Raw genomic sequence first — 25423 nt, 5'->3', positions numbered from 1 at the left:
GGCGACAATTTGTTGATGGATGCGCCAGTTGAGCCTCGGACGGCGAATAGATGTTTGACAAAAGTTTTTTCGCCGCTAAGATACGACTCCACAACGATTCCTCTGTAGTTCAGTCGGTAGAACGGCGGACTGTTAATCCGTATGTCACTGGTTCGAGTCCAGTCAGAGGAGCCATATTAGAAAAGCCTGCTTTTGAAGCAGGCTTTTTGCTTTTCTGCGTCCTGCGTTAACTCAAAATTGCATCCAGCCTGGCAAGCACTTCATTTACCACAGCGTCTGGTATGCGTTCCAGCCGCTTGCCGTTCCGGGCAGTCATATCAATGGTTCTGGGCTGGTCGCAGCGAATAACGCCCAACGTTTTTATCCCTGCCCCTTCCAGTGAAACGGTGAAACCTGCCGTGCGAGCAAAATTTCCGCCGCTGGTGATGGGAACAACAACGGGTAACCGGGTCAGCTTGTTAAACGATGCCTTCGATACGATAAGCACCGGACGTTTTCCGCTTTGCTCGTGGCCTGCAATCGGATCCAGTGAAACGAGCCAGATTTCCCCTCTGTCCATCTACAGGATCTCCTTGCCCACCGCAGGAGCATCAATCCATTCCCGATCCTCTTCGCTCATTTCGGCGTGCGGATCGCACTGCGCCAGCAGCTCCTCAAGAGAATAATGAGGCCGTTTCTGGGGTTCAATAATCAGGCAGCCATTATTAATGGTCATGCCGACTTCGCTGTCCGTCGACAGCTCCAGCGTTTTGAGCACGGCGGGAGGAACCGCCAGCATGATGGATCCGCCGACCTTTTTCAGGCGAGTGGTATACATAGAGCACCTCCGAATATTATATTTAAATATAACATCTACGGCAGGCGATGCACAATTATTCATCAGATTCATGGTGATTTCCTTTTCGTAATAAAGCGTGAAGAAAGCCGTTATCCATCGAAGGACAGTACAGGTGGGAACGAAACGCGTAACTAAGAAGGCTGATAATAGAAAACTGTTTTTGCGGTTTAAAGGATTATGGCGGTTCAGGTAAACGGAATGCGAGGCGGCTTCCGGATCGGAGCTGCTTCGGAGGAGCATCAGCGGCAGCGTGAAGGCCTGATTTTTCCAGGCTCGAAGTCGAACGCTTCAGCAATCAATCTTTCGCTATTGGGCCAGCGGTGGGTAAGGGCATTGGTCAGTGTGGAGGACGCCAGTCCGGTTGCGTCAGTGCGAGGCAGTAGCAGCAAAGATCTGTACATTCAAGCTCGAAACGGGGCAAATTTACAGAGAGGGTGTCGACGGTCAGGCTTTCAATAAGATGGGGCAGGACGGGCTCTAACAACGTGGACTGGAGCAGCGGACAGACTGGCGTTGAGTCTGCCGCAGAGCGCTATTTTGAGTATTGGATTGTTGCTTTCAATCAGGGTTTCGGCGACGGTTTCGCAGTGATCGGCCGGTACGGTAAAATCCGTGGCAGCATTGAAGAGAACAGCAAGTAACGGATATACTTGAGTGGGGATCGTAGCCATAGTGGCAGCCTCCAGTAAGTGATTAATTGAACCACCACCGAAGAGACCAATCTTGCGGGTGGTGGAACCGGACGGAGTTGGTCTTACCAGCCTTACTGGACACCCGCGCGCCTTGCAGTGCCTCAGTCCGGCCCACCATAGAGATGTAGCTGGGTGAACGACATAAAAAAGACGCAAAGCGCGTCATATGTCGCCAGTAAGGAATATCTTCAGGAGACCAATCCCGGCACCTGATTTTGCAGGTGCCGGGTAAGGACACTGCGTTAAGTAATCAGCAGCAAGAAAATTCAACCGTAATAGAAAGAGACAAAAATTCTTCAGTGTTTCAATCGGTTGTTGAACAGAATGTTCCACTGGGATTACACTCGTATATGCTCCAGCGGAATCCATTTATGGATGCAATATTTCAGCAAGGAAAACCATGGCTAATTATATCAACGTAAACCGACGTTTCTATAAATCCAGTAATCCGCAGGAAGAAATTCCCGCACAGATTTATGCTGACTGGTTTGAAGATAGTAATACTATCGGCTGGGATGAATTGCTGAAATATTCGCGCATCATTATTCTGGCGGAAGCAGGGGCAGGAAAATCGCGAGAGATGAAGGAGCAATCGACAAAGTTAAATCAGTCAGGTCAGTTTTCGTTCTTTATTCCTACAGAAGCACTGGCGGAAGACCTCATTGTAGATATACTCCATCCCTATGAAAGGGTCAGGTTTAAACAATGGGAAAATAGCTCTGATTGCGCCTATTTATTTCTGGATGCTGTCGATGAATTAAAACTAAAAGGTGAGGAGTTCAATAGAGTATTGCGAAAACTTCATCAGCAATTAGAAAAACACCTTTCCAGAGTCAGAATTGTTATGTCATGTCGCCACAGTGACTGGAATAGCTACGATTCTACCATCCTTGAAGAATGGTTACCCGACAATCAACTTTTCGAAGAAAGTATAATCCCCATTTCACAGACGTCCGGGCGTGAATTCTTTAAAAATATGGTTTCCGACTGGTTTACTCAGCCCGCCTTCAGTAATCCTCTGGAAGAACTGGAAAAGGAAACCGAAGAGCAGTCTGATGATTATCATCGGCTTCACTGTTTTTACATGCGACCAATGACGAACAAGCAAATAAGAAAATTTACTTGTGAATCTGCTGTATCTGATCCGGAACATTTTCTGCAACAGCTTTATACTCTAGATGCCGAAGTCTTTGCCAGTCGGCCACAGGACCTGCTCTCACTGATCACATACTGGAACACACACCAGAGGTTTGATTCGGCGTTAATACTACATGAATCAGATATTCAACACAGGCTGACAGAAAATTATAGCCGATGTGAAAAGGTCCTAAAATCTCCGCAAGAGATAAGGAATGCAGTAGAAAAATTAGCTCTGGCAATGAGCCTGACGCGTAAACTCACAATCGGTATTTCTGAATCGTTCAAATCAGATAGCCATTCATTAAATCCCCAAAAAATATTAAATGACTGGTTACCCAAAGATATTAAAACACTCTTGAGACTGGCCATTTTTGAGTCTGCGACCTACGAGCGGGTCCGCTTTCATCACCGCTCAGTACTAGAATATTTAGCCGCTCGTCGGTTGCAGCATTTAATTAAGAAGGGAATGCCCATCAGCGCATGCTTCAATTTGTTATTTTCAGAACGTTGTAATTTTCCTGTTGTTATTCCTTCAATGAGTTCTGTTACTGCCTGGCTGTCTCTCTGGGATCCATATGTATGCAAAGAACTGATAAATAGAGCACCAGAAATATTGCTTTCTGGGGGTGATCCTGGATCCTTGCCAATAGAAGTCCGCTCGGAAGTAATGAAAAATTTCGTATTGAATTATAAGCATGGAACATCAAGAGGCATCAATATTCCGCTAGTGCAAGTTACACGGTTTTCGCATACAGAGCTTCAGCCAGTAATCAAAAAATTATGGTCTGAGGGATACCAGAACGATGACGTCAGAGAGTTATTGCTGGAGATTATCTGGACAGGAAAATTTCAGTATTGTAATGCGTTACTGAAACAGGCCGTGTACGACCCGAGTATTGAAATAACCGATCGGCTCAGGGCAATAAAAGCCATCGCAGCAACTGATGATTATGTACTCCAACAAAAAATAGTACATGATGTTATAAACTTGCCTGAGTTATGGCCTGAAAAGTTCATTTTTCATTTCGCCGAAGAGTTGTTCCCTCAGTTGCTCTCTGTAGATAATTTGTTGATTCTGATAAAGAGAACAACGGAACCCAAAAGCTCAACCAATGGATTTAAATGGGCATTATATAATGTGGCAACAGAAATAGCGCCTGAATCTGATGCTGCTATTGCATTTCGGGAGCAGCTAACGAAACTCATCCTCGATAATAACACTCTGGAAACTAGACATTATCATCCAACAAGTCGCTATGGTTATTTAACATGTGCACTGGCCAAGATCTGCGCCAGACAATTAGCCAGTGGGTTTCACATCGAAAATAAAAGTCTGATTTTTTCTTGTCTAGTTTGTCATCTTTTTAACGAAGCTGATTTCAGTTATGTTAATGATGACTTATCTGTTATCAAAAACAACCTAAATAATATAACAATAACAACAATCCGAAAATTCATTTTCATAACAGAATGGAGTTTATTATCTCAAATCATCAAACATGATATTGATGCTTTTCTTCTTCAGGAACGCATCATCATATCCACTTTTAATAAAAATGACTTACATTGGTTAATTGCACTACTTTTCGATAAAGCATCCCCTGAGCTACGTTCTGTATTACTGGAATTCTTATTCCGTTTCACTCCGCTAGTCGATAATACTCCAGAATTTCATGATTCATTAATCAATGCGGTTAGTGATGATGAAACATTATTATCCTCAGTACACCAATGGTTAAGACCAAAACCAATCGACATAGAATCTATTCGCAAGCAAGAGGTTCGTAAGGAAAAAGAAAAAAATAGACAGGAAGCTGAAAAAAGTCGGCAGGATGAAGAAATAAACAAATGGTTAATCTGGTACGATGCAACCACAACAGACAGTACATGGATGCTTTCTGATGACACCCAGTTTTCAGTGCTAAATCATGTCGCTGTTATGTTGCAAAAAACACATCGACACTATTCACCTGAAGAATTTTGGAGCAGAGATATACTAAAAAAGACTTTTAGCGATGATGATATAGAACAGATTGAAACAGCCCTTCGGGAATATTGGCGTAAAAGCCCTATTCAGCTCCAATTTGAGCAGAAACGGATAAATAGAAGTTCACCAGAGCGGCGTGAAATCATTGCGATAATGGGATTACTTGCCGAAAGTGATTATCAGGGATGGCAAAAGAGGCTAAATCACAGTGAGGCATCACTGGCTATAAAATATGCTACATTCCTGCAAAATAACTTTACGCCTTTCATTAATGAGTTAGCCATAACCTTTCCAGATATAGTTAAAGAGATCATTGGTTCAGAACTTCAGTATGCCATTCATCATATAAAGAATGGTAATCATTGCCCGATAATCGGTCAGATTGCCAGTGCTGACATCACCTTACGTAAATTATTATCGGATGGCATCTTCAACGTTGCTAATAGCTATCTTTTGGCCGTAAATAAAGAGACGATTAACAGCGGCGGCTCTCCTGTTGAAAAGATTTTAATGTCACTGATTGATGTAATCTCTGACGATAAAAAGAAAATTATTGCCCAGAACTGTATGTCTGCCTATAAAATCGCACCTTATAACCCCGAATATTATGCGTTTCTGAGATACGCCTTCATTTTTTCACCAGATATTGGCATGGAAACTTTTCAACATGTGTTCAGAAAATGCCCCGAGAAAGATTCATATATTACAAGTCTCTATGCAACTCTGTTTTCACATCAGGCATCAAGAAGACATCAGTCCCCATTTTACAATAGTGATATTTCTCAAAATATTTCTATGACTGGAAAACTACTGGATATTGCATACCAGTTTATTAGACGTGAAGACGATCGGGAACATGATGGTGTTTTTACTCCTGACCTCAGGGACAGAGCAGAAGAAGCACGCGGTGCGCTGCTCGACAGACTTCTGAATATTAGTAACGACAAGACAGTCACCGAAATTATACGACTCGCTAAACAGCCACACTTTTATTTATCAAAGGCGCGTTTTGAATATTTAGCCAGAGAAAGAGCTGCGCTGAACTCAGATAGTGTCTCGCTGACAGAGGAAGCCGTACTAAAACTCGATAACTATTTAGAACAACCACCACATCATCAGGAAGCACTGTACCAAATAATGATTAACCGATTGCAAGATTTGCAGTATGCCTTATCTCATAGTGATTTCACCGATCGGGATATTCTTCGCACCGTAACACTCGAAGCACATATACAACCCACGCTGGCGTGGCGTTTGGAAGCTGCTGCCAAATCAACTTACTCTGTGGTTCGGGAAAGTGAGGTTGCCGATGGTAAAAAGACCGATATTTGTCTCCTGAGCCCATGCGGACAGCATAAAGCCGTAATTGAGGTAAAACTGGCAGATAAAAGATGGAGCATCGCTGATTTTGAGCGTGCGCTTGAACATCAACTGGTTGGGCAGTACTTAAGATATGACGGTTGTAAAACTGGCTGTTTATTACTCACCTATAATGGCGATAAAAAATACTGGCAAAACCCCATCACCAGAAAGCGACTATATTTTAAGGATTTGCTTGAGTATCTTAATGTTAAAGCAAATAAAATAATGTCTGAAAATAGCTCACTGAAGTTAATTGTTGTCGGCCTTGATTTGACTTCTCCTTATCTTGTTCCAGCACATAAATAGCCCCAACATTCTGAGTGATTTACTCAGAATAGGATCTATATTTCATATTAGTTTTAATAAATTTATCATGGTAATATCTAAACGGACTTTACGCATATCGATCTCCTCCGTTGCACAGGTTGAGTATGTCGGAAGATCTCTAAATGCGTGTGGCACAATTATGCGAAATACTTATAAATAATATTAAGTAAAGATTTTTCTATTTCAGTATATCAGGTGCTGTTTCATAAAAATACTCACACCAGTAATCCTGCCATCCACTATTAAGAGAGAATTTTTTAAACTTATGATGCAAATCCCCCCTAATTAATAGCCATGATAATTCAGAAAACTTTTTGCTTCTTAAAGCTCTGGATATATTATTAGGAAACTTCTTATTATCATCATCAACCAAATGTTCATTGATGACTCTTGTAATTTCCACTCCAGTACTTGCTTCTATACCAGTATACGTAAGAATAACAATTGCTATGAATATTAGATGCTCATATTCTCTTTTACTAAACTCAACATCTTTAAAACTCTCTGGTATTATGCAATTTATATCTAAAGTTACAGACTCATCCAGTTGATCATCAAATTCAAAAGTAAACTGTTGAGATGATTTACAATCACTCGCCTTAATACAATCATCAAATATCAGTGATGATTTTGAAATTATTTCCGCAACCCTTCTTTCTGTCATATTTATTTCTGTATGATTTTTTAACTTTAGAAGAGTCAGTTTTTCCCTTTCAAATTCCGCCAATAGATATTGAGATGATACTTTGGGTATATTACTATTTAAAATATTTTCAATACTATCTCTACTAAGACCATCTGGATAACCACGCTCTGGTTTACTATATATTAAATTAAAGAGACTCTCAATCTCAGAATATGGTTTTGTTTCATGATAAGGCAAGTCTATAGATATAAAAGAAATATATACTGCCGTAAAACAAATTTCTACAATTAGTGATACACCAAGTGGTGATATTCTAAAAGAATGGGTACTATTTACTTTATATTCCAGTGTTATATCACTGTCGGATGGAGTTTCAATACATTCAATTAATCTTTCCCTCACAGATTCTTCGATAGTCTTAATAATCCAATCTCGTCTATATCCATAAAATAGAGCAAAAGATATTATGCGCTCGAAAGTCACTCCCTTTGATACTTCGCCATCGGAAACAGCATCATGTAGAAAAGATAGCACCCTAACTTTCAAAAAATAACATTGATTAACATCACCATATGGCCTAAAAACATTAGGGATATATGAGCGTTCTCCCTGCTCAGTATTACACATTAATGCAGCTATGATATCATTTTTTGACCACGGTTTTTTATCCCCAAGTTGTTTATGTACTCTTTTTACTAAATGATAGAATGTTCTTATATTATGCCAAGAAACTGAGGATAATATTTCCAGAATAGTATTACCATCACTTGATAATTGAAAATGTTTTTTCAAAGAATCTGCATAATACTGTATATAATCAAAAAATTCCTGATAATCATATTTCTTTCGCCAATCTTTTACTCTGTAATCAGAATCAGCAAAGTCTTTGATATATCGTAACCTTGATGATATTAATTTATTGAAATCAGGAGCTTTTAAATGTATCACTTTATCCTCTGGCCTGACATCCAAAAAGCCATTCTCTTTATTTCTAAAAAAAGTGAATTCTCTTAGAGTTATAATCACTGTCGCTCCAGAGTCCTTAGAAATCATGTGAGATAAGGCATATATTTCTTCTTGAAAAATTTCCGAGGCTCTATCTACATTATCTATTATAATAATAACTGATTTATTTTCTCTGACTCTTTTCCTGAAAATTCTCAGGACAAAACTTTGAACATCAGAACTCAATTTATCAAGTGATTCAGCTTCCTTATCAATAAAACTACCAGGATCACGTAGAAATTTATCTTTAAAAGGCCCATTTTTCAAAATCCTTAGCTCATCTGAAAATGTCCTCCTTAAGTTTTCAATATCAAACTCATCGTTATAATTCGTTTTTATTTCTTCAAACAAATAAGAAAAAACTATTTCTTTTGCATTTAAAGTATTTTTTGATACATCATTAATTAAATCTATTAATATTGGTGTTGCATATATATCTTTTGCTTGTCGTGCCTCTACAAGACATTTTGTGACTAAAGTTGTTTTTCCGCACCCTACCGATCCTGTTATAATAACAACCTTACCATCACTATTGTTTAACAAAAAATCCTTACCCTCTAAGGGTTCAAAGTCTAGTGTATCATTAGGCAAATAATGAGGTGCTGTATCTCTTAATACCCTTTTCAATTCTCCTTTAAATTGTTCTAGTTTAGAGTCGGAAACAAAACAATGTTCCAACATTTTTCTTTGATTTGTCTCTGTAATCTGCGAAAAGAAATACTCATAAAAATCATCAAAATATGGCTCACTCGATACTCTTCGCCATTTTAGATTCCCTAAATGCCCTCTTAAAATATGACAAATTTCTGATTGAGAGTGATTAATCTCTGATAGATAATAGTCTAATTCATTTTTCTCTACAGAATCTTTTGATATCAATGACCAAAAATAATCAAATGAAAAGTCATCATCAAAGATACTTCCAAAATAAATACCCTTCATCAAATCTATAGTTTTCCCTGGTTTAGGAAGCATTGGAGCAACAAGCCACTCAGAACCATTTGTGATTACTGCATTTTGAACTCCTTTCTCGATACAATATTTTTGAGCTTGTTCAATAACATCAAACAAATTTCTCTTGAAGGCACTTTTGAAATACGAAACAGTGTATTCTTTAGAATTGATTTTTTTATATTTATGACCAAAAGTAACCCCCACTTTTTTGGCTTCTACAATTAATTTTGGCTTTCCATCTATTGATAATAAATAATCAGAATACCCTGCACTGCCGCAATACATTTCTGGATTGAAATCGGTTTTATCCCAACCAAGAATATCAAGAACACTATCAATAACAATAAGACGAGTGGTTGCTTCATTAGCATCAGAAAGAACATCTTTAGATATATTGTATTGTTCTTTAAGGATATTAAATTTTTTAAAAGCGTCTTCTCTTTTCATAGCAACTCACATAATAGTGTATCTAGATTCCATAACAATTTGAAAACATACAATTCATTAACTATCATATTGATACTATAACAAAAATTATGTCAAGATATAAATGATAAAATATATCTATATTGTTACTTCCCTTTTATTGTGAGAGAAAGATTGGAGACATCCCACACTCAATATGCTCATCATTAAATGGTGATCATACTGGTGGTCTTGACAACCCCAATGTTTATATTTAGCTTGTTAATCAGCAAGTTAGTGGCAAAGGCACTCCCTATCAGAGGAGCCAAATTTGAAAAACCTACTTTTAAAGCAGGCTTTTTGCTTTTCTGCGTCCTGCGTTAACGTAAAATTGCATCCAGCCTGGCAAGCACTTCATTTACCACAGCGTCTGGTATGCGTTCCAGCCGCTTGCCGTTCCGGGCAGCCATATTTATGGTTCTGGGCTGGTCGCAGCGAATAACGCCCAACGTTTTTGTCCCTGCCCCTTCCAGTGAAACGGTGAAATCTGCCGTGCGAGCAAAGTACCGCTAAAGCGCTTCCTGCAGTATGTCGGCGCCGATCCCAGCGCGCTATGGCGGCTTTCAGTGCGCGGACGCTACTACACCTGTATTGGTATGGCCACCGCGCTGCATCCGAAAACCCTTCTGGCGCTGGATTTTGCCGGTAAGTCGTTGGCTGCAGAATAGGGTTTTCCGCTACGATTGCGGGAGCCGACCAAACTGGGTTCAAAAACGCCAGGCATATCGCCGCCATTTTCGTCAGCGATACCAACCCCGGCGGCTACCGGGAGGATCGGGGCTACAACGGGTTTAGCGGTATTTAGCGCTCGCACTGCCCCGGAACTACGGAACCGGACAGCGTTAACGGCGCGGGATGGCGACCGGACGATAAAGCCGCAGAAGCGTCAGGCGTACAGACGATACAAAAGAGCGTGATAAAATCAGTTTTTCATCCCGTCTATTTTCAACCGCCGTTTCACATGCTATTGCTGCAGGATATTTTTATTCATCGACATCACCCATGTTATAAATGTTCTCAGGGGGACCGGGATATGTTTGCGGCTCGGATAGTAAATATTAAAATGATCGGCAGGATAACGATAATCAGACAGTAAGCGGACAAGCCCGCCTTCTTTAATTTTATCCTGAACCAGATTCTCATATACAAAGGCAATACCTAATCCGGATTCCGCAGCCTGAATCATCGCCGCATCGGAATCCATCACCAGATCGCCCTTCACAGCCACTTCCGTTATAACGCCCGTAGCGCTAATAAACTCCCAGCGGTACAGATCCCCACCTGGAAAGCAACGATTAATGCATCTGAAATTAACGAGATCTTTTGGTGAAGAGGGTGCGCCGCATTTATTTATAAAATCCGCACTCGCCACTGGAATAAGAGATAGCGGCTCTCCAAAGGGTATGGCAATCATATCTTTAGGCACATCTTGCGTATAGCGTATACCCGCATCAAATCCTGAATCTATAATATTGACTTTTCTGTCCGTGGTGAATAACTCAAGTTTAATATCCGGATACTCATTTTTGAACGGTGCGAAGTAACGTTGAAAGAAGAGATCCAGCACAATGCGTGGCAAATTGAGTCTCACCACCCCTTCCGGCTTTGCTCTGTGCTCATTAAGGTTATCAATCACCCGCCTGTAGTCATTGAGCACAGGAGTAACGTCATTCAGAAACTCCTGGCCGATAGCGGTCAGGGAAAGACTGCGCGTAGAACGATTTAAAAGCCTCGCGCCCAGTTTCTCTTCCAGATTATTTATGGCAATAGTTAACGTTGGTGGAGAAATATTCAACTCTTTTGCTGCCTGACGAAAACTTCCATGCTTCACAATAAGAATAAGCATTTCTACATGTTGCAATTCGGGAATATTTTTCATTGTTAACATCCGTAAAATACTGCATTAGAAAGAGATTAATTGTTGTGAGTGGAAAAGGGAAGTATATATTTCAGCACATTGTACGAGTGAGGAAAATAAAATGGAAACACGTTATCTGGGAAAGAATAAATTTCAGGTGTCGGCATTAGGTCTGGGTTGTATGGGAATGAGTTTTGCCTATGGCGGAGCCGAAGAGTCGCAGGCAATTAACACCATTCACGCTGCGGTTGATTTGGGCGTCACCTTCCTTGATACCGCAGAAGTTTATGGCCCATTTGATAATGAAGTGCTGATCGGAAAAGCAATCAAAGGCGTTCGCGATAAGGTACAGATTGCGACCAAATTTGGTTTCCGCATTCTTCCTGGCGGTCAGGGGCTTGAGCGTATGGCCGGCGTTGACAGCCGTCCTGAACATATCCGCGAAGCGGTAGAAGGCTCCCTAAAACGTCTCAACGTCGAGACTATTGATCTCCTTTATCAGCACCGCGTTGATCCCACCGTCCCCGTTGAAGACGTGGTGGGAACAATGGCAGATCTGATCAAGGAAGGGAAAATTCTCCATATCGGACTTTCCGAGGTCTCTGCCAATACTTTACGCCGGGCCTGTGAAGTTCATCCGATCGCCGCCGTTCAGACTGAATATTCTCTCTGGACCCGCGAGCCGGAAGAAAACATTCTTAAAACTTGCCGCGAATTAGGGGTAGGATTTGTGCCCTATAGCCCGCTGGGTCGTGGATTTTTAACCGGCAAAATCACCGATCGGTCCGGCTTCGCCGAGGATGATTTTCGGCGCAATCTTCCTCGCTTCCAGCACGATGCCATGCGGAAAAACCAGCAGCTACTCAGCCAGCTGCGGGATGTGGCCGATAAATATCGCTCTACCCTGGCCCAGCTCGCTCTCGCGTGGGTGATGAGTAAAGGCGATGATATCGTCCCCATTCCCGGCGCGCGCCAAATCGCGCATTTGCAGGATAATGCCGGCGCAGCCAGCCTGGCTATTTCCGATGTTGATATTAAACTCATCGATCGCATCTTTACCCCTGACAATATTCACGGATTAAGGTATACCCAGGGTGATTTTCATTTAATCGATAAGTAACATCCTGCTATAAATTCTCCCGCCTTTCCGGTGGGAGCTAAGGTTTACCGTCTCGCGCACATTTCTCCTCCACCGCGCCAGTTTGCTGGCGCCACGCGGTAACCTCCCCATCAAGCCAGGCCTTAAATAGAACGGCTTCGTTTTTCTGCTCTGCGCCCTGCGATGAAACCAGCCAGTAAGGCCACGGATAAGGGGCGGTGAAAGACGTAAGCTGTACCAGCTCACCTCTGGAGAGCGCATCCTGAACTAAAGAGCGGCGTTCCAGCGCGATACCTTTACCGAGCCGGACGGCCTCCAGCACCAGGTTTGAGTCGTTGATGCACAAACCGCCTGGCACAATCTCTCTTTCAAGCCCCGCGTTGATACACCATGCTTTCCACGACTCCATGGAAAAGATAATGTTGCTCTTCGCTATCTCTGACGGCGTACGGGGGAGCACGCCGCCGTTATAGGTTGGCGAGGCCACAACGATAAGCTGATCGGAGAAAAGGTAATGGCTCTCCGTTCCTTCCCAGTCGCCTTTTCCCATGCGTATAGCCAAATCCGCCCCTTCCTGCTGCATGCTGGTTATCGCCAGGCTCGCCTGTATTCGCAGCGAGATATGGGGGTATTTCTCCCGAAATCGTTCCAGGCGAGGCAACAACCAGTGGCAGCCGAACGAGGGCACCATCGCCAGGGTCAGCTCCTGCCTGCGGGGGTTGACCTGCACCAGCCGGGTGGCATCAGCAATATGGTGCAAAGCCTCGCGGACCTGTAAGGCATAGAGCCGCCCTTCTTCATTAATCTGCACGCCGCGGCCGTGACGGATAAACAGCTTGAGGCCGACCATCTCCTCCAGCACTTTAATCTGCTGGCTGATGGCTGAATGCGTAACGTGTAGCTCTTTCGCCGCCAGCGTCACGCTGCCAAGACGCGCCACGGCTTCAAAACTACGTAAACTCGCAATAGGGGGAAAATCCGCCATGTTACCGCTCCCACAACCTGACGCGTAAAACGTGACCCACAATCTGTCAGTAATACTAACCCAACCCGTAAGATACTGAAGATATTCGCCATGACGAATTTACTGTACTGTTTCTTCACCGCCGGCAATGAAGCATTAACCCCAGCCTATTTCACCAGCACAGGAAAACAGGAATCATGATGAAGCTTATTGGCATGATGGATTCGCCTTATGTAAGGCGTGTGGCGATTTCCCTTGAACTCTACGGCGTCGAGTTTGCAAGTCACCCGCTGTCCGTATTCAGCAGCTTTGAAGCCTTTTCCAGGATAAACCCTGCGGTCAAAGCGCCGACGCTGGTGCTGGATAACGGAATTCGCCTGATGGATTCGTCGCTGATACTCTCTTATTTTGAAGCCCAGGCCGCCCCGGGGCGCAAGCTGCTGCCGGTCGCGCCGGACGCGCTGGCAAGCGATCTGCAAACGCTGGGCTTTATTCTCGCCGCGGGTGAAAAGGCGGTACAAAATGTCTATGAACACAATCTGCGCCCGGCGGAAAAGCAGCATAATCCGTGGATAGCGCGCATCACGACTCAGCTGCTGGCTGCCTGCAGGGAGTGGAACAGGCTGCTGGAGGAGCGTCCGGCGGCCGCGGTTCCCGATCAGGTGGCCGTAACGAGTACGGTTATCTGGACCTTTATTCAGTCAACGATCCCTCACGTGGTTCATGCGGGAGACTTTAATCATATCCGGTCCGTTGCTGAATTATTTGAAACCCATAGCGCCTTTAAAAAACATCCCTTTAGCTAAAGCATCAGCTCAATGCGATGAAGCTAAACCCTGAACGTGAATCGCCACGGCAACCGATAGCGCCCGGCAACCGCGGGCGCGTTATCCTGATGGAAGAAATCGCCTGGCGTGAGGGAAAGGGTTAAAAACCGCTACCGGCGTGCAGTGCTGCACGACCAATCTCCACCGGCATCCCTGAACGGCGTTCAAGCGCCTGCTCCGCGTGATTCACATCCACCCCCTCGCCCTTCACAAAGGCCTGAATCGCCGGCGTGATGGGGAGCGGCACCTTCCGGTCCGATTCATACTCCGCGCGGTTACGCGACAACGGTTCGTGAACCTCAACCCAGCGGCTGCCATCCGGCTCGGCAGTATACTTCACCGGCTGGTCGATGATTTGCACGCGCGTCCCGACCGGAACGGTATCAAACAGGTATTTGATGTCGTCGTTACGCAGGCGGATGCAGCCCTGGCTCACGCGCAGGCCAATGCCGAAATTGGCGTTGGTGCCGTGGATCGCGTAGAGCCTGCCGATGTAAATCGCGTACAGGCCCATGGGATTATCCGGCCCTGCGGGCACAAACGCGGGCAGGCTTTCGCCACGGCTGGCGTATTCACGACGGGTATTGGCGGTGGGCGTCCAGGTCGGCGCCTCCTGCTTACGCTCCACGGCGGTGACCCAGTTACGCGGGGTTTCGCGTCCTGCCTGGCCAATGCCAATCGGCAGAACGTCAACCGTTGTGCCATCGGGCGGATAGTAGTAGAGACGCATTTCGGCCACGTTGATCACGATCCCGTTGCGAACCGTGGCGGGCAGGATAAGCTGCTGCGGGACCACCAGCGTGGAGCCCGACTTCGGCAGGTACACGTCGACGCCGGGGTTGGCCTCAAGCATATTACTCAGGCCCTGACCGTACTGAGCGGCGAAGGCCTCCAGCGGCTGGGTATTGTGTTGCGGAATGGTGATGGTCAGCGGGCTGCCCACCAGGTGGCTTCCTTCCGGCGGCAACGGGTAGCTCACCGCCAGAGCGCTCTGGCTGGTGAGGATCATAATAAGAGAACAAAGCAGTTTCACACGCCGCACAATTTCCCTTCCTTTGTGGCGATAATCGTGAATAAATTATAGCTTCGTTTACTCTTTCATATCCGATTTATCATCCTGCTAAATCTGATAATCGATTGCGGCCTCTTCCGGCTCCATCGCCTGACGTTTAATTTCCTCCAGCGACAGCCCCGCGTTACACAGTTCAATAAAGCGCCAGACGTAATTTCGCTGCAGCTGACCGCGCTTCAGGCCCAGCCAGACGGTATTGGCATCGAACAGATGGCGGGTATCGAGACGCGTAAAGGTATCAGATTCCCGCGCGTCGCCTGACTGCTCCGCCACCAGCCCTACGCCCAGCCCCAGCTCGACGTAGGTTTTGATAACGTCGGAGTCCTGAGCGCTTAATACGATATCCGGCATCAGCCCTTTACGGTTAAAGGCTTCGTCAATACGTGAACGCCCGGTAATCCCCTGGCGATAGGTAATGAGCGGCCAGCGGGCGATGGCATCGAGGGTTAACGGCGTCACCTGGGTCAGCGGGTGATCTTTGGGGACCAGCAGGCTGTGGTGCCAGCGGAACCAGGGGAAAGCCACCAGCGTCGGGTCGTTGCTCAAGCGCTCGCTGGCGATGCCGATATCCGCGCCGCCGTTGTGCAGCAGCGCTTCAATTTCCTGCGGCGTCCCCTGAACTAATTCAAGACGTACGTCGGAAAAGAGTTCGCGGAAGGCTTTGATCACCGGCGGCAGGCTATAGCGCGCCTGGGTGTGGGTGGTGGCGATGGTTAAGACGCCGGACGCATCGTTGGTAAACAGGTCCGCCAGGCGACGAACGTTGCTGGCTTCATTCAGAATACGCTCGGCAATCGACAGCAACGCTTTGCCCGGCTCCGTCATCCCCAGCAGGCGTTTGCCGCGGCGGATAAAAATCTCGATCCCCAGCTCTTCTTCCAGTTCACGAATATGACGGCTGACGCCCGATTGCGATGTATAGAGCATATTGGCGACTTCCGTCAGGTTGTAATCCTGACGGGCCGCTTCACGAATAATTTTGAGTTGCTGGAAGTTCACCCTTTCCTCCGGGCTATCAGACATAACATATGCACTATTGTTAAAGTCTGTTGTCCCTGCTAACAAATAATAAAAACCAGCAACTTATTCCATTCAGGAATATAGCCTAACTGACTAACAATAATTCACGGTTTTCCAGCGACGGACGGCTCACCAGCGACATTAAAATTTCCTTAACCGCCTGCGCCTGCGGCGACAGACTGCCGCGTGCCGACATATTGACCGACAGCGACAGGCTCATTGACGGCGTGCTGATGCGCGCCATCCAGCCATTCGCCGCGCTGCACAGCGAACGGGCGGCGGACTCAGGCAGAACGGTGACGCCCATGCCGCTGGCAATAGCCGCCGTCAGGGTGGTAATGGATTCAATTTCGCCGATAATTTTTGCCGACAGTCGACGCAGAGTGAAGGCTTCGGTGACCCTTGCGCGAACGGCGCTGTAATCACGCGGCAGGAACAGATTCATTTCCGCAACCGCCGTCAAATCCACGCTCTGCCCCGGGCAATCCCGGGTTCCGACCAGGTAGAGATCTTCCTTCAGCAGCGGCTGACTGACGATCCCGGCGACCGGAGAACGTTCATAGAGCACGGCCATATCCAGCTGACCGTCGATAAGCTTCTCGTTGAGGATCGTTCCGCTGCTTTCCTGCAGATAGACCATAACTTCCGGCAGCTCGTTACGCACCGTTTGCAGCAGCGGCATGGTAATGGCCGAAGCCGCCGTGCCCGGGGCCAGCCCAATTGACACCTGGCCGCTTAGCGTCTGACCGACGTTGTTAACCGCCAGCTGCGCCTGCTCGCACTGACGCAGGATAGTCCGGGCGTGGGTGTAAAGGATCTTGCCCGCTTCGGTCGGCGTCACGCCGCGCTTGGTGCGGATCAACAGCTGCTGGTCCAGCTCGCCTTCCAGGGTCGCAACCTGCTGGCTCAGTGCCGGTTGTGCGATGTGCAAGACTTCAGCGGCCTGGGTCAGACTGCCGATATCGACGATTTTCACAAAATACTTCAGTCGTCTTAAGTTCATTTTGCCTCCTGTAAGGAACACCAGTACCAACACTGGCCGTTTAGATGCAGAAGGTTTTGCAATTTGCTTGCCAGCTTTTTTGCAGGGACGCAAATGCCGCTGCAGGCCGCGTAATAAGGGATACTGATAGCAAACCGCGATTTTGTTGCCCGGTAAGCGGATTGCGGTATGCCCCATTAGGGGTATAAATGCACCGCAACGGTGCATCCGGCGGCGCAATGCCGTAAAAACAGGCACTCTGCTGAAATTGTCAGCAAACGAACAAGTTAAGGTGATTCAGGCTTTGACAAGGGGGATGGTCATCGTTAATATGCGCCCCGTTCACACGATTCCTCTGTAGTTCAGTCGGTAGAACGGCGGACTGTTAATCCGTATGTCACTGGTTCGAGTCCAGTCAGAGGAGCCAAATTCTTGTTTTCATGCCTCTTTGCGAATCCTTATGTGATTTAGATTCAATAAGTTAGCGCGAAAAATCTTCCCGATGCATTTTTAGTTTTTCCTCCGCATCGGGAGAATTTGGTGGTCAGATTTGGGGTCATGTTGGTTCGATGACGGAGTGACCCCCAAATGTCTCTTAACGACACAAAAATCCGCAACTTAAAACCATCCGCTAAACCCTTCAAAATTTCCGATTCCCATGGTCTGTACCTGTTGGTTAATCCAGGCGGTTCACGTCTCTGGTATCTCAAATATCGTATCAATAGAAAAGAATCTCGCCTTGGCTTAGGCGCCTACCCTGACGTGTCTTTAGCTAATGCTCGTCAACAGCGTGATGGTATCCGTAAACTCCTCGCGCAAAATATCAATCCAGCACAACAGCGCTCTGCTGAAAGAACCACTTCCACACCAGAAAAAACCTTCAAACATGTGGCACTGGAGTGGCATAACAGCAACCGAACATGGTCTGAGAACCACGCATCCCGCCTGCTTGCCAGCATGAACAATCATATATTCCCTGTGATTGGACACTTGCCGGTAGCTGAACTGAAACCTCGTCACTTTATCGACCTGCTGAAAAGCATTGAGAAAAAAGGTCTGCTGGAAGTCGCAGCACGTACCCGGCAGCATATGTGCAACATAATGCGTCATGCTGTGCATCAGGAGTTGATAGAGCACAATCCCGCGGCAAATCTGGAGGGTATCATCGCCCCGCCAGTTAAACGTCATTACCCCGCCCTTCAGTTGGAGCGACTACCGGAACTGTTGACTCGCATTGAGGACTACAAGCAAGGACGAGAGTTAACCCGCCTGGCTGTCTCACTCACCCTTCACCTATTCATCCGTTCCAGCGAACTGCGTTTCGCCCGTTGGTTTGAGATCGATTTCAAAAATAGAATCTGGACCATTCCTGCCACTCGCGAGTCCATCCCCGGCGTCCGCTACTCTGGCCGTGGTGCAAAAATGCGTACTCCACATATCGTTCCACTCTCCTGTCAGTCTATTGCTATTCTGAAACAGATACGGGAAATATCCGGACATCAGGAACTTATATTCCCCGGCGATCATAATCCGTGTAAACCGATGTGCGAAAACACGGTCAATAAGGCGCTACGCCTGATGGGCTATGACACAAAAGATGAAATCTGCGGCCACGGATTTCGGGCAATGGCATGTAGTGCCCTGATGGAGTCTGGCCTATGGGCGCAGGATGCGGTTGAACGGCAGATGAGTCACCAGGAGCGTAACAGCGTTCGAGCGGCTTACATCCATAAAGCAGAATATCTCGATGCACGTAAAGCGATGATGCAATGGTGGTCAGATTATTTGGACAGATGCAGAGAGGAATTCGTGCCACCCTATGTCAGGGGCCGCCAGTAGCAGATGGTATGAACCTTAGGATGTGACTAATTGGTAATTTTGAAAAAGGGTTCAGCTAATGGACCCTGTTTTAATTTGCATAAACAGCCATAGAAATGATCGGTCCACAGTCATTTCTCATAGCCAGATAGGTATTCTCACCACGCATTTTTTGCCGCAGGATATCTCGGTAACATCAGAAATGTGGAAACAAGATCTGGTTGAGGCGAAAAGTTCATTTAACTCAACAATCCCCCTGAGGTTATTATCATAGTGCCGTTTGATTTCGGATAAACCATGGCATACTGCCAATGTATGCGGGAAATTGCTTTTATTAACCGTCTCTTAAACATTGAGACCATTTATTATGAGCTTTCTGTATCACATCCCCAGCACGTTCATCTCACTTGATTATTTGCAAATAAAACCCCTTCAAATAACTGCCCTTGCCAAAATAAACAATCTTAAACTCCATACAGAAGATCAAGCTCAGAGCTAATTTCTACCAGACCGCAAAAAATCAAGGTTATTTCACTGTTCAAACGAACATACCATCAGAGCTGCCAGGTGAAACTAAAAGTGAGAGCTACGTAACGTTCCCTTAACACGACAATTGACGAATTTATTACGGTGGGTATTGTTTATATCTTACAAACGAGCAAACAAAACTGATCATATGAGCAAAAAACTGAGTATCTAAAACCATAACCCAGTTTGCTTGTCATTCAGTTATCGCTTTCAGCTCTGTCATTTCTTAACGATAGTTCAGAGGTAGTTCAATGAAACAGGACCTTGTTGCGGGTATAGATTCCTCCACCCAGTCTTGTACCGTCATGCTGCGTAGTCTTGAAAATGGCAAGGTGATCGCACAGGCTCGTAAGTTGCATCCACCGACCACACCGCCGTGTAGCGAGCAGGATCCGCAAGCCTGGTGGGATGCATTAGTCTCCGCGCTCACTGAATTAAAACAATGGTGGCCACGTATTGCAGGTCTGGCTGTCGGTGGCCAGGGGCACGGCCTCGTCATGCTTGATAATCACGATCGCCCGCTGCGTCCTGCGAAGCTGTGGAATGACACGGAGTCTGCACCGCAAGCGCGTGAATTGTGCGAGAAGATTGCTCCGGAAGAATGGGCACGCCTGACGGGCTCCGTTCCGGGGCCAGCAATGACCATTTCTAAACTGGCCTGGACAGAACAAAATTATCCGGGGCTGCTGGAAAAAGCCCACCGCATCATGCTGCCGTTTGATTATCTGGTTTACCGTCTGAGCGGTAGCTTTGTGTGCGAGCGCGGCGGGGCATCCGGTACGGGTTACTTCAACCCCTTCACCAATAGCTGGGAACCACAGCTGGCAGCGGTGGTTAACAGTCAAATTGACTGGATTTCCCGCTGGCCCACTATCATCCCGTCGCATCAACCTGCAGGCGTGGTGAAGTTGATGCCTGAGCTGGAGGAACTGGCGGGAGCAATCGTGGGTGTCGGGACCGGCGATAACATGTCTGCCGCACTGGGTATGAACCTGAAAACCGGTGATACCGGTATCTCTATCGGGACCAGCGGTACGTTATATGGCATCACCAGGAAAGGGATTACCGACAGCACCGGCACCATCAACGGTTATGCCGATGCGGCCGATCGCTTTATCCCCATGATTACTACACTGAACTCCGCCAAAGTCACCGATACATTTCGCAAAATGCTGCGCGTTACCCCTGACGAATTCGACGAGCTCGCGCTGAGTTCGCCACCCGGCGCCAACGGTCTTCAGCTTGTTCCGTGGCTGGACGGCGAGCGCACCCCCAACCTTCCTGACGCCACGGGACACATGCGCGGATTACGTACCACCACAACGATGCAGGATATGGCTCGCGCCACCGTGGAAGGCGTACTGTGCGGCCTTCTGGCGGGCGGTCTGGTACTGAAACAACATGGCTTCACTGACGACGGTCGCATTGTTGTCACCGGCGGCGGCGCAAAGTCACGAGCCTATCGTCAGATTCTGGCTGACCTGACGGGCAAGCCCGTTTGGATTTCTCCGGTGGGTGAAACGGCAGCCGCGGGTGCAGCCATTCAGGCTGCTGCTGCCGTGCTGGGATGCACAAATATTGAAATGGCCGATCGCTGGAGTGTGCCGCTTGAGAAAGTGGCCGAGCCACAACAAGATGCGCGCCATGTCCTGGACGCTTACGTTACCTATGCCAATGCATTATCAGGAGAGCTGCAATGAGTTCAATAACTACCCCTGCAAAAATCAAACCGCCTAAGCAGCCGCTCAAAGTCCCTGCAGAAGCGGGTATCGCCGTTGTTTTCTTACTGGTCATGCTGGGCGGGTTTATCGCCACGCCTAACTTCCTGACTGTTTCGAACATGATGGTGTTGCTTCTGAACGGCGCGGTCATCGGCTTCCTTTGCCTGGGACAATCCTTTGTCCTGCTGACCGGGGGTATCGACCTCTCCTGCGGTTCCATCGTGGCGATGACCTGCGTGGTTGCAGCTTTGCTGATGGAGAAATTTGGCATTCCGTGGCAGCTTGCCGTACCCATCGTTTTGGCGGTGGGTGCGCTGAGTGGGCTGGTAAATGGTCTGATAATCGAACGCACCGGCGTGCCGCCATTCATTGTCACTTTTGCGATGATGGGGGTTGCGGCATCCATACCACAAATTATCACCGGCGCCGAATCGATACGCGTGACGCAAATTGGTTACAGCCTCATCGGTCAGTCAAAACCGCTGGGTATTCCGTTCCCTGTCATAGCGCTGCTGCTGGCCATTGTTATTGGTGTCATCTTCCTGCGCCGCACCATCACCGGGACTCACATCTATGCGGTAGGCGGTAACGCAGATGCTGCACGCTTATCGGGGATCAGCATTCCACGCATCACCCTGTTGGTGTATGCAATTTCCGGGCTTTGTGCGGCATGCGGCGGCCTGATTTATGGATCGCGTCTGATGACAGGCTATCCGACGGCGGGCCGTGGTGACGAACTGTTCTTCTCAATAGCGGGTGCGGTGGTAGGTGGCGTCAGTCTGTTTGGCGGCACTGGCAGCCTTATCGGCGCGATGATTGGCGCCATGCTTATTGCCTCAATATCGAATCTGATGAACGTGCTGAACGTCAGTGCCTACTGGCAGCCGCTGGTCATCGGCCTGATCATCCTGTTCGGCGTCACTTTCGATACCTTACGTACCTCGAAAAAAATCGTGATCCCCTGGCTCAAAGTCAGGAAGTCACGCAAAACACAACAATAACGCTTCTTAAACCCTGACCTACATATATCCAGGAGATAAACATGAAACTCCGTACCACAATCACCGCAGGTGCAGCGATAGTCGCACTGTCCTGCATGCTCGCCGGCTGTAACCGTGAGGATACTGAAAGCACCGTGGGTGCCGGCAAAAAAACATTGGGCGTTACGCTGCCGAACCTCACCAACCCTTATTACGTTGCCATGAAAAAAAGCTTTGAAGACAATGCAGCGGCACAGGGCTTGAACGTAAAAATTTCGATTGCTGATAATGACGACGCCAAGCAACTTTCGCAGGTGCAGAACTTCATTGAACAGAAGGTGGATGCGGTCGCAGTGAACTGCGTCTCCTCAGGCCCGTGCGTGTCGATCATAAACCAGCTTAATCAGGCAAAAATTCCGGCGTTTGCCATCAACATCCTTCCGGATACCGAGGGGATGAAGCAGCAAAACGTCACGCTGGTTCAAGGTGTTCAGACCGATCAGCGTGAAGGCGGCAAGCTCATTGGCCAGCAGCTGTTGAAAGACATTGGTGAAAATGGCACTGCAACAGTGGGTATCGTGGGAGAACCAACATCCATTGCCGCAAATGCACGTGATGAAGGCTTCAAGGAAGCCGTGGCATCCAACAAAAACATTAAGTTCGTCGCGCTGGTCAATGGCAAAGTAGAAGAAACAACCTCCCTGAAAGTCACCACTGAAATGCTGCAGGGCAGGCCAGAAATTAACGTCGTGTACTCAGACACCGAACCTTCCGCGCTCGGGTCACTGGCGGCAATCCAGCAACTGGGGGTCAGTGACAAAGTGAAGCTGTATGCGTTTGTGGATAAAGAAGGCGTCAAAGCCGTTCAGAACAACAGCATATTGAAAGCCGGTGCGATTCAGGAGCCGGTTAAACTGGCTCAGTTGCTGGTTGAAAATGCCAGGAAGAGTCTGAACGGTGAACAGGTTCCAGCCATGATCAACAACCCACCGCTGCTGGTCACCAAAGACAACGCAGCATCGGTAATGGGTTCAGCATACTGACTTAAGTGAAAGGCGAAGAATGATGAATTATGTGGCGAAGCAGGTCAAAATCGGTTTTTCGGGTGTGCAGGTTCTCCACGGTGTGGATTTCAGCGTAAAGCCTGGCGAGATCCACGGCCTCTTTGGCCATAATGGAGCGGGTAAATCAACGCTACTGAAAATCCTGGCGGGCGTTAACACGCAGGATAGTGGAGAGCTGATGATCGGCGAAACGCCGGTGCACCTTGCTTCGCCACGGGATGCACTCAACAAAGGTATTGCTTGTGTGTATCAGGAACTCCGTCTCATTCCCGGCATGAGCGTCTGGCAAAACCTTTTTCTCGGACGTGAATGTCGTAAAGGCAGTGGCTTTATAGATGATGCAAGTATGATCGCGCATACCGAGAAAGTACTAAATGATTACCATCTGAGTTTCAGCGCTACCGCGCTGGTCAAAAATCTGTCACATCCTGAAAAGCAGATGCTGGAAGTGGTTTCTAACCTTGATCGCGACGCCCGTTTTCTTTTCCTCGATGAACCGACGACCGCGCTGGAAGGTGCGCAGGCAGAAGAACTGCTACAGGCAGTACAACGTATCGCACGCGAAAAGCAGATTGGCGTAGTACTGGTCTCTCATAAATTAGACGAAGTGTTGGGTGTTTGTGATGAAGCAACCGTAATGTGCGGCGGCCGAGTGATTTATAACGAAGGCAAAAAGACGCTGAGCAAAAGCGCCATCATTGACGCTATTGTGGGCGATGCAAATGCTTATCAGGCGCCGTCTAACAGCCGTAGTCTGATCCGCGACGCGATGGGCAAACCCTGGCTCTCGGTCACAAACCTGCAGACTGATCGCCTGAAGGGCATCAACCTTGAGGCATATCGCGGGGAAATTTTGGGTATATACGGGCTGGCTGGTGCAGGCCGAACGCGCTTGTGCCAGACGCTGTTTGGGTTGGAAACCGTTACCGGTGGTGACATCCGGCTGGGTCACAAAGAATACCATCCTTCTTCACCGGCAAAAGCGATTGATAAGGGGATTGCTTACCTGACAGAAGAACGTAAAAAAGATGGCTTCATTCCTCAGATGTCGAGCTATGCCAACGCCATGCTGCCGGTTCTGAAAAAATTCCGTTCTGGCGGATTTGTCAGTCACAGCGCTGCGCGGCAGGCCGCCGCTGAGTTGCTGAGCAAGATGAATACGCTGGGAACGCTGAGCGGACCGATTAAATCGCTTTCCGGAGGCAATCAGCAAAAAGTTCTGCTCGCCAGGGTCATTGCGCAAAACGCCAATCTGGTATTGCTGGATGAGCCGACCAAAGGCGTCGACATTGGGGCAAAAGCGGATATTTATCGCATCATCCATCAGTTGGCAGATAAAGGCTGCTGCGTCATCGTGGTATCGAGTGAGGAAGAGGAATTGCTGGACGTGGCAGATACCATTACGGTGTTCCGACAGGGTAAATGCGATGGTGTGATCATTCCTGCACGCGACCTTAAACCCGCAGATCTTCGCAAAGCCGCATGGGAGCATGCTGAAGCCCAGGCTTAGGGCACTCATTCCGAACAGAACGCATCCAACGGCCAGCTAAGCTGGCCGTTTTTGTTTCAGCATTTGATTAACGTTATAGTTGCCCTCCTGCAGAAGACCCAAACAAATTGCATCAAGTGAGTTACCCCGCATACAGGCTCTGAGCGCTGGCGCAAAATGAGTGGAAAAATTGTGCAATCTGTCATTGGCATATTTGCAACAGGGCAGATATTAAGTTGTGCAAAGTGGCTATACGGCATAGCGCAGAAGGGGCAAGAGAAATGGCAGACTTTTACATCTCGGGTATACGCAGAGACAATGCAGGGCAACACATTCAGTACGTTAAAATCATCAAAGCCGGTAATGGGGAGAAGGACGTATCAATTAACTCGCGTCAGTTTGTCGCTGAGTTGATAAATGCCGGTAAGACAAGCTTTCAAACAATTACCTACGTGAATGACAAGTGGGTTTATGGGGCAATGGTTCATGTTATTGATGGGATTTATCTCACGACTGATCCTAATGATACCAAACGCGATAACTTGGGTAATTTGCTCACTTTTTAATGATGCGATGTTATAAGCG

The 25423-nt window shown here is 47.2% G+C and carries 17 protein-coding genes, 2 tRNA genes and 4 pseudogenes; 12 read left to right on the top strand and 11 right to left on the bottom strand.

From position 1 onward, the window contains the following. The first annotated feature begins 98 nt into the window (after positions 1-98). Positions 99-174: transfer RNA gene (locus tag ABLU88_RS03460), tRNA-Asn, on the top strand. A gap of 52 nt (positions 175-226) precedes the next feature. Here ABLU88_RS03460 and ABLU88_RS03455 read toward each other — a convergent pair. The 4 genes and pseudogenes from ABLU88_RS03455 to ABLU88_RS03440 form a co-directional block, all read right to left on the bottom strand. Then, complete coding sequence (locus tag ABLU88_RS03455) at positions 227-559, bottom strand: type II toxin-antitoxin system PemK/MazF family toxin (protein ID WP_004852304.1); 333 nt, start codon at positions 557-559, stop codon at positions 227-229. Then, complete coding sequence (locus ABLU88_RS03450) at positions 560-817, bottom strand: antitoxin (protein WP_004852307.1); 258 nt, start codon at positions 815-817, stop codon at positions 560-562. 260 nt (positions 818-1077) lie between these two features. Next, a pseudogene (locus ABLU88_RS03445) lies at positions 1078-1197 on the bottom strand (helix-turn-helix domain-containing protein); the annotation flags it as partial. 2 nt (positions 1198-1199) lie between these two features. Continuing rightward, positions 1200-1509: pseudogene (locus ABLU88_RS03440) on the bottom strand (hypothetical protein); the annotation flags it as partial. Positions 1510-1930: 421 nt separating this feature from the next. Here ABLU88_RS03440 and ABLU88_RS03435 point away from each other — a divergent pair. Beyond that, the gene (locus ABLU88_RS03435) at positions 1931-6325 is read left to right on the top strand and encodes a hypothetical protein (RefSeq protein ID WP_348836157.1); all 4395 of its coding nucleotides are present in this window, start codon (positions 1931-1933) and stop codon (positions 6323-6325) included. 199 nt (positions 6326-6524) lie between these two features. Here the strand turns inward: ABLU88_RS03435 and ABLU88_RS03430 are convergent, their stop codons facing one another. Continuing rightward, the gene (locus ABLU88_RS03430; protein ID WP_181251586.1) at positions 6525-9398 is read right to left on the bottom strand and encodes a P-loop NTPase fold protein; all 2874 of its coding nucleotides are present in this window, start codon (positions 9396-9398) and stop codon (positions 6525-6527) included. 338 nt (positions 9399-9736) lie between these two features. After that, a pseudogene (locus ABLU88_RS03425) lies at positions 9737-9916 on the bottom strand (type II toxin-antitoxin system PemK/MazF family toxin); the annotation flags it as partial. Between the two features lie 3 nt (positions 9917-9919). Here ABLU88_RS03425 and ABLU88_RS03420 point away from each other — a divergent pair. Then, a pseudogene (locus tag ABLU88_RS03420) lies at positions 9920-10221 on the top strand (molybdopterin-dependent oxidoreductase); the annotation flags it as partial. A 159-nt stretch (positions 10222-10380) separates the two neighbouring features. Here the strand turns inward: ABLU88_RS03420 and ABLU88_RS03415 are convergent. Beyond that, positions 10381-11295: a LysR family transcriptional regulator gene (locus ABLU88_RS03415; RefSeq protein ID WP_348836156.1), complete on the bottom strand. Its 915-nt coding sequence runs from the start codon at positions 11293-11295 to the stop codon at positions 10381-10383. A 100-nt stretch (positions 11296-11395) separates the two neighbouring features. On the opposite strand from ABLU88_RS03415, the gene ABLU88_RS03410 reads away from it, so the two are divergent. Next, on the top strand, positions 11396-12394 hold the full coding sequence (locus ABLU88_RS03410; RefSeq protein WP_187227934.1) for an aldo/keto reductase: 999 nt from the start codon (positions 11396-11398) through the stop codon (positions 12392-12394). A 37-nt stretch (positions 12395-12431) separates the two neighbouring features. Here the strand turns inward: ABLU88_RS03410 and ABLU88_RS03405 are convergent, their stop codons facing one another. Next, positions 12432-13358, bottom strand: coding sequence for a LysR substrate-binding domain-containing protein (locus tag ABLU88_RS03405; RefSeq protein ID WP_348836155.1), 927 nt, complete (start codon positions 13356-13358; stop codon positions 12432-12434). Between the two features lie 179 nt (positions 13359-13537). Here ABLU88_RS03405 and ABLU88_RS03400 point away from each other — a divergent pair, with 179 nt between their 5' ends. Then, on the top strand, positions 13538-14143 hold the full coding sequence (locus ABLU88_RS03400; protein ID WP_004852315.1) for a glutathione S-transferase family protein: 606 nt from the start codon (positions 13538-13540) through the stop codon (positions 14141-14143). 121 nt (positions 14144-14264) lie between these two features. Here the strand turns inward: ABLU88_RS03400 and ldtA are convergent, their stop codons facing one another. From ldtA to nac, 3 genes are all read right to left on the bottom strand, one after another. Then, positions 14265-15206, bottom strand: coding sequence for a L,D-transpeptidase (ldtA, locus tag ABLU88_RS03395; RefSeq protein WP_348836154.1), 942 nt, complete (start codon positions 15204-15206; stop codon positions 14265-14267). A gap of 78 nt (positions 15207-15284) precedes the next feature. After that, positions 15285-16235 (bottom strand): HTH-type transcriptional regulator Cbl, encoded by a 951-nt coding sequence (gene cbl / locus ABLU88_RS03390; protein ID WP_014229985.1) that lies wholly within the window; start codon positions 16233-16235, stop codon positions 15285-15287. 106 nt (positions 16236-16341) lie between these two features. After that, positions 16342-17259, bottom strand: coding sequence for a nitrogen assimilation transcriptional regulator NAC (nac, locus tag ABLU88_RS03385; RefSeq protein WP_046878091.1), 918 nt, complete (start codon positions 17257-17259; stop codon positions 16342-16344). Positions 17260-17589: 330 nt separating this feature from the next. Here nac and ABLU88_RS03380 point away from each other — a divergent pair. From ABLU88_RS03380 to ABLU88_RS03350, 7 genes are all read left to right on the top strand, one after another. Then, positions 17590-17665: transfer RNA gene (locus tag ABLU88_RS03380), tRNA-Asn, on the top strand. A 161-nt stretch (positions 17666-17826) separates the two neighbouring features. Beyond that, positions 17827-19077, top strand: coding sequence for an integrase arm-type DNA-binding domain-containing protein (locus tag ABLU88_RS03375; RefSeq protein ID WP_196588738.1), 1251 nt, complete (start codon positions 17827-17829; stop codon positions 19075-19077). Between the two features lie 758 nt (positions 19078-19835). After that, positions 19836-21284 carry a xylulokinase gene (xylB, locus tag ABLU88_RS03370; protein ID WP_072351807.1) on the top strand — a complete coding sequence of 483 codons (1449 nt, stop codon included), beginning with the start codon at positions 19836-19838 and terminating at the stop codon, positions 21282-21284. Beyond that, a complete protein-coding gene (locus tag ABLU88_RS03365) occupies positions 21281-22306 on the top strand; it encodes an ABC transporter permease (RefSeq protein WP_032693575.1) in 1026 nt (341 codons plus the stop codon). The genes xylB and ABLU88_RS03365 overlap by 4 nt, the downstream gene beginning before the upstream one ends. A 41-nt stretch (positions 22307-22347) precedes the next feature. Continuing rightward, complete coding sequence (locus ABLU88_RS03360; protein ID WP_024359909.1) at positions 22348-23328, top strand: substrate-binding domain-containing protein; 981 nt, start codon at positions 22348-22350, stop codon at positions 23326-23328. Positions 23329-23347: 19 nt separating this feature from the next. After that, a complete protein-coding gene (locus tag ABLU88_RS03355; RefSeq protein WP_224238143.1) occupies positions 23348-24859 on the top strand; it encodes a sugar ABC transporter ATP-binding protein in 1512 nt (503 codons plus the stop codon). Positions 24860-25119: 260 nt separating this feature from the next. Next, the gene (locus ABLU88_RS03350; protein ID WP_032693573.1) at positions 25120-25404 is read left to right on the top strand and encodes a DUF3892 domain-containing protein; all 285 of its coding nucleotides are present in this window, start codon (positions 25120-25122) and stop codon (positions 25402-25404) included. Positions 25405-25423 lie beyond the last annotated feature (19 nt).

It is taken from the genome of Klebsiella sp. GW_Kp182 (assembly GCF_040062275.1).
GTDB lineage: Bacteria > Pseudomonadota > Gammaproteobacteria > Enterobacterales > Enterobacteriaceae > Klebsiella > Klebsiella michiganensis.
This window is presented reverse-complemented; position numbering and strand designations above follow the sequence as displayed.

Bases quoted from the DNA above. Each gene is read 5' to 3' on its own strand.
- ABLU88_RS03455 (WP_004852304.1), bottom strand. From the start codon at position 559: ATGGACAGAGGGGAAATCTGGCTCGTTTCACTGGATCCGATTGCAGGC.
- ABLU88_RS03450 (WP_004852307.1), bottom strand. From the start codon at position 817: ATGTATACCACTCGCCTGAAAAAGGTCGGCGGATCCATCATGCTGGCG.
- ABLU88_RS03435 (WP_348836157.1), top strand. From the start codon at position 1,931: ATGGCTAATTATATCAACGTAAACCGACGTTTCTATAAATCCAGTAAT.
- ABLU88_RS03430 (WP_181251586.1), bottom strand. From the start codon at position 9,398: ATGAAAAGAGAAGACGCTTTTAAAAAATTTAATATCCTTAAAGAACAA.
- ABLU88_RS03415 (WP_348836156.1), bottom strand. From the start codon at position 11,295: ATGAAAAATATTCCCGAATTGCAACATGTAGAAATGCTTATTCTTATT.
- ABLU88_RS03410 (WP_187227934.1), top strand. From the start codon at position 11,396: ATGGAAACACGTTATCTGGGAAAGAATAAATTTCAGGTGTCGGCATTA.
- ABLU88_RS03405 (WP_348836155.1), bottom strand. From the start codon at position 13,358: ATGGCGGATTTTCCCCCTATTGCGAGTTTACGTAGTTTTGAAGCCGTG.
- ABLU88_RS03400 (WP_004852315.1), top strand. From the start codon at position 13,538: ATGAAGCTTATTGGCATGATGGATTCGCCTTATGTAAGGCGTGTGGCG.
- nac (WP_046878091.1), bottom strand. From the start codon at position 17,259: ATGAACTTAAGACGACTGAAGTATTTTGTGAAAATCGTCGATATCGGC.
- ABLU88_RS03375 (WP_196588738.1), top strand. From the start codon at position 17,827: ATGTCTCTTAACGACACAAAAATCCGCAACTTAAAACCATCCGCTAAA.
- xylB (WP_072351807.1), top strand. From the start codon at position 19,836: ATGAAACAGGACCTTGTTGCGGGTATAGATTCCTCCACCCAGTCTTGT.
- ABLU88_RS03365 (WP_032693575.1), top strand. From the start codon at position 21,281: ATGAGTTCAATAACTACCCCTGCAAAAATCAAACCGCCTAAGCAGCCG.
- ABLU88_RS03360 (WP_024359909.1), top strand. From the start codon at position 22,348: ATGAAACTCCGTACCACAATCACCGCAGGTGCAGCGATAGTCGCACTG.
- ABLU88_RS03355 (WP_224238143.1), top strand. From the start codon at position 23,348: ATGATGAATTATGTGGCGAAGCAGGTCAAAATCGGTTTTTCGGGTGTG.
- ABLU88_RS03350 (WP_032693573.1), top strand. From the start codon at position 25,120: ATGGCAGACTTTTACATCTCGGGTATACGCAGAGACAATGCAGGGCAA.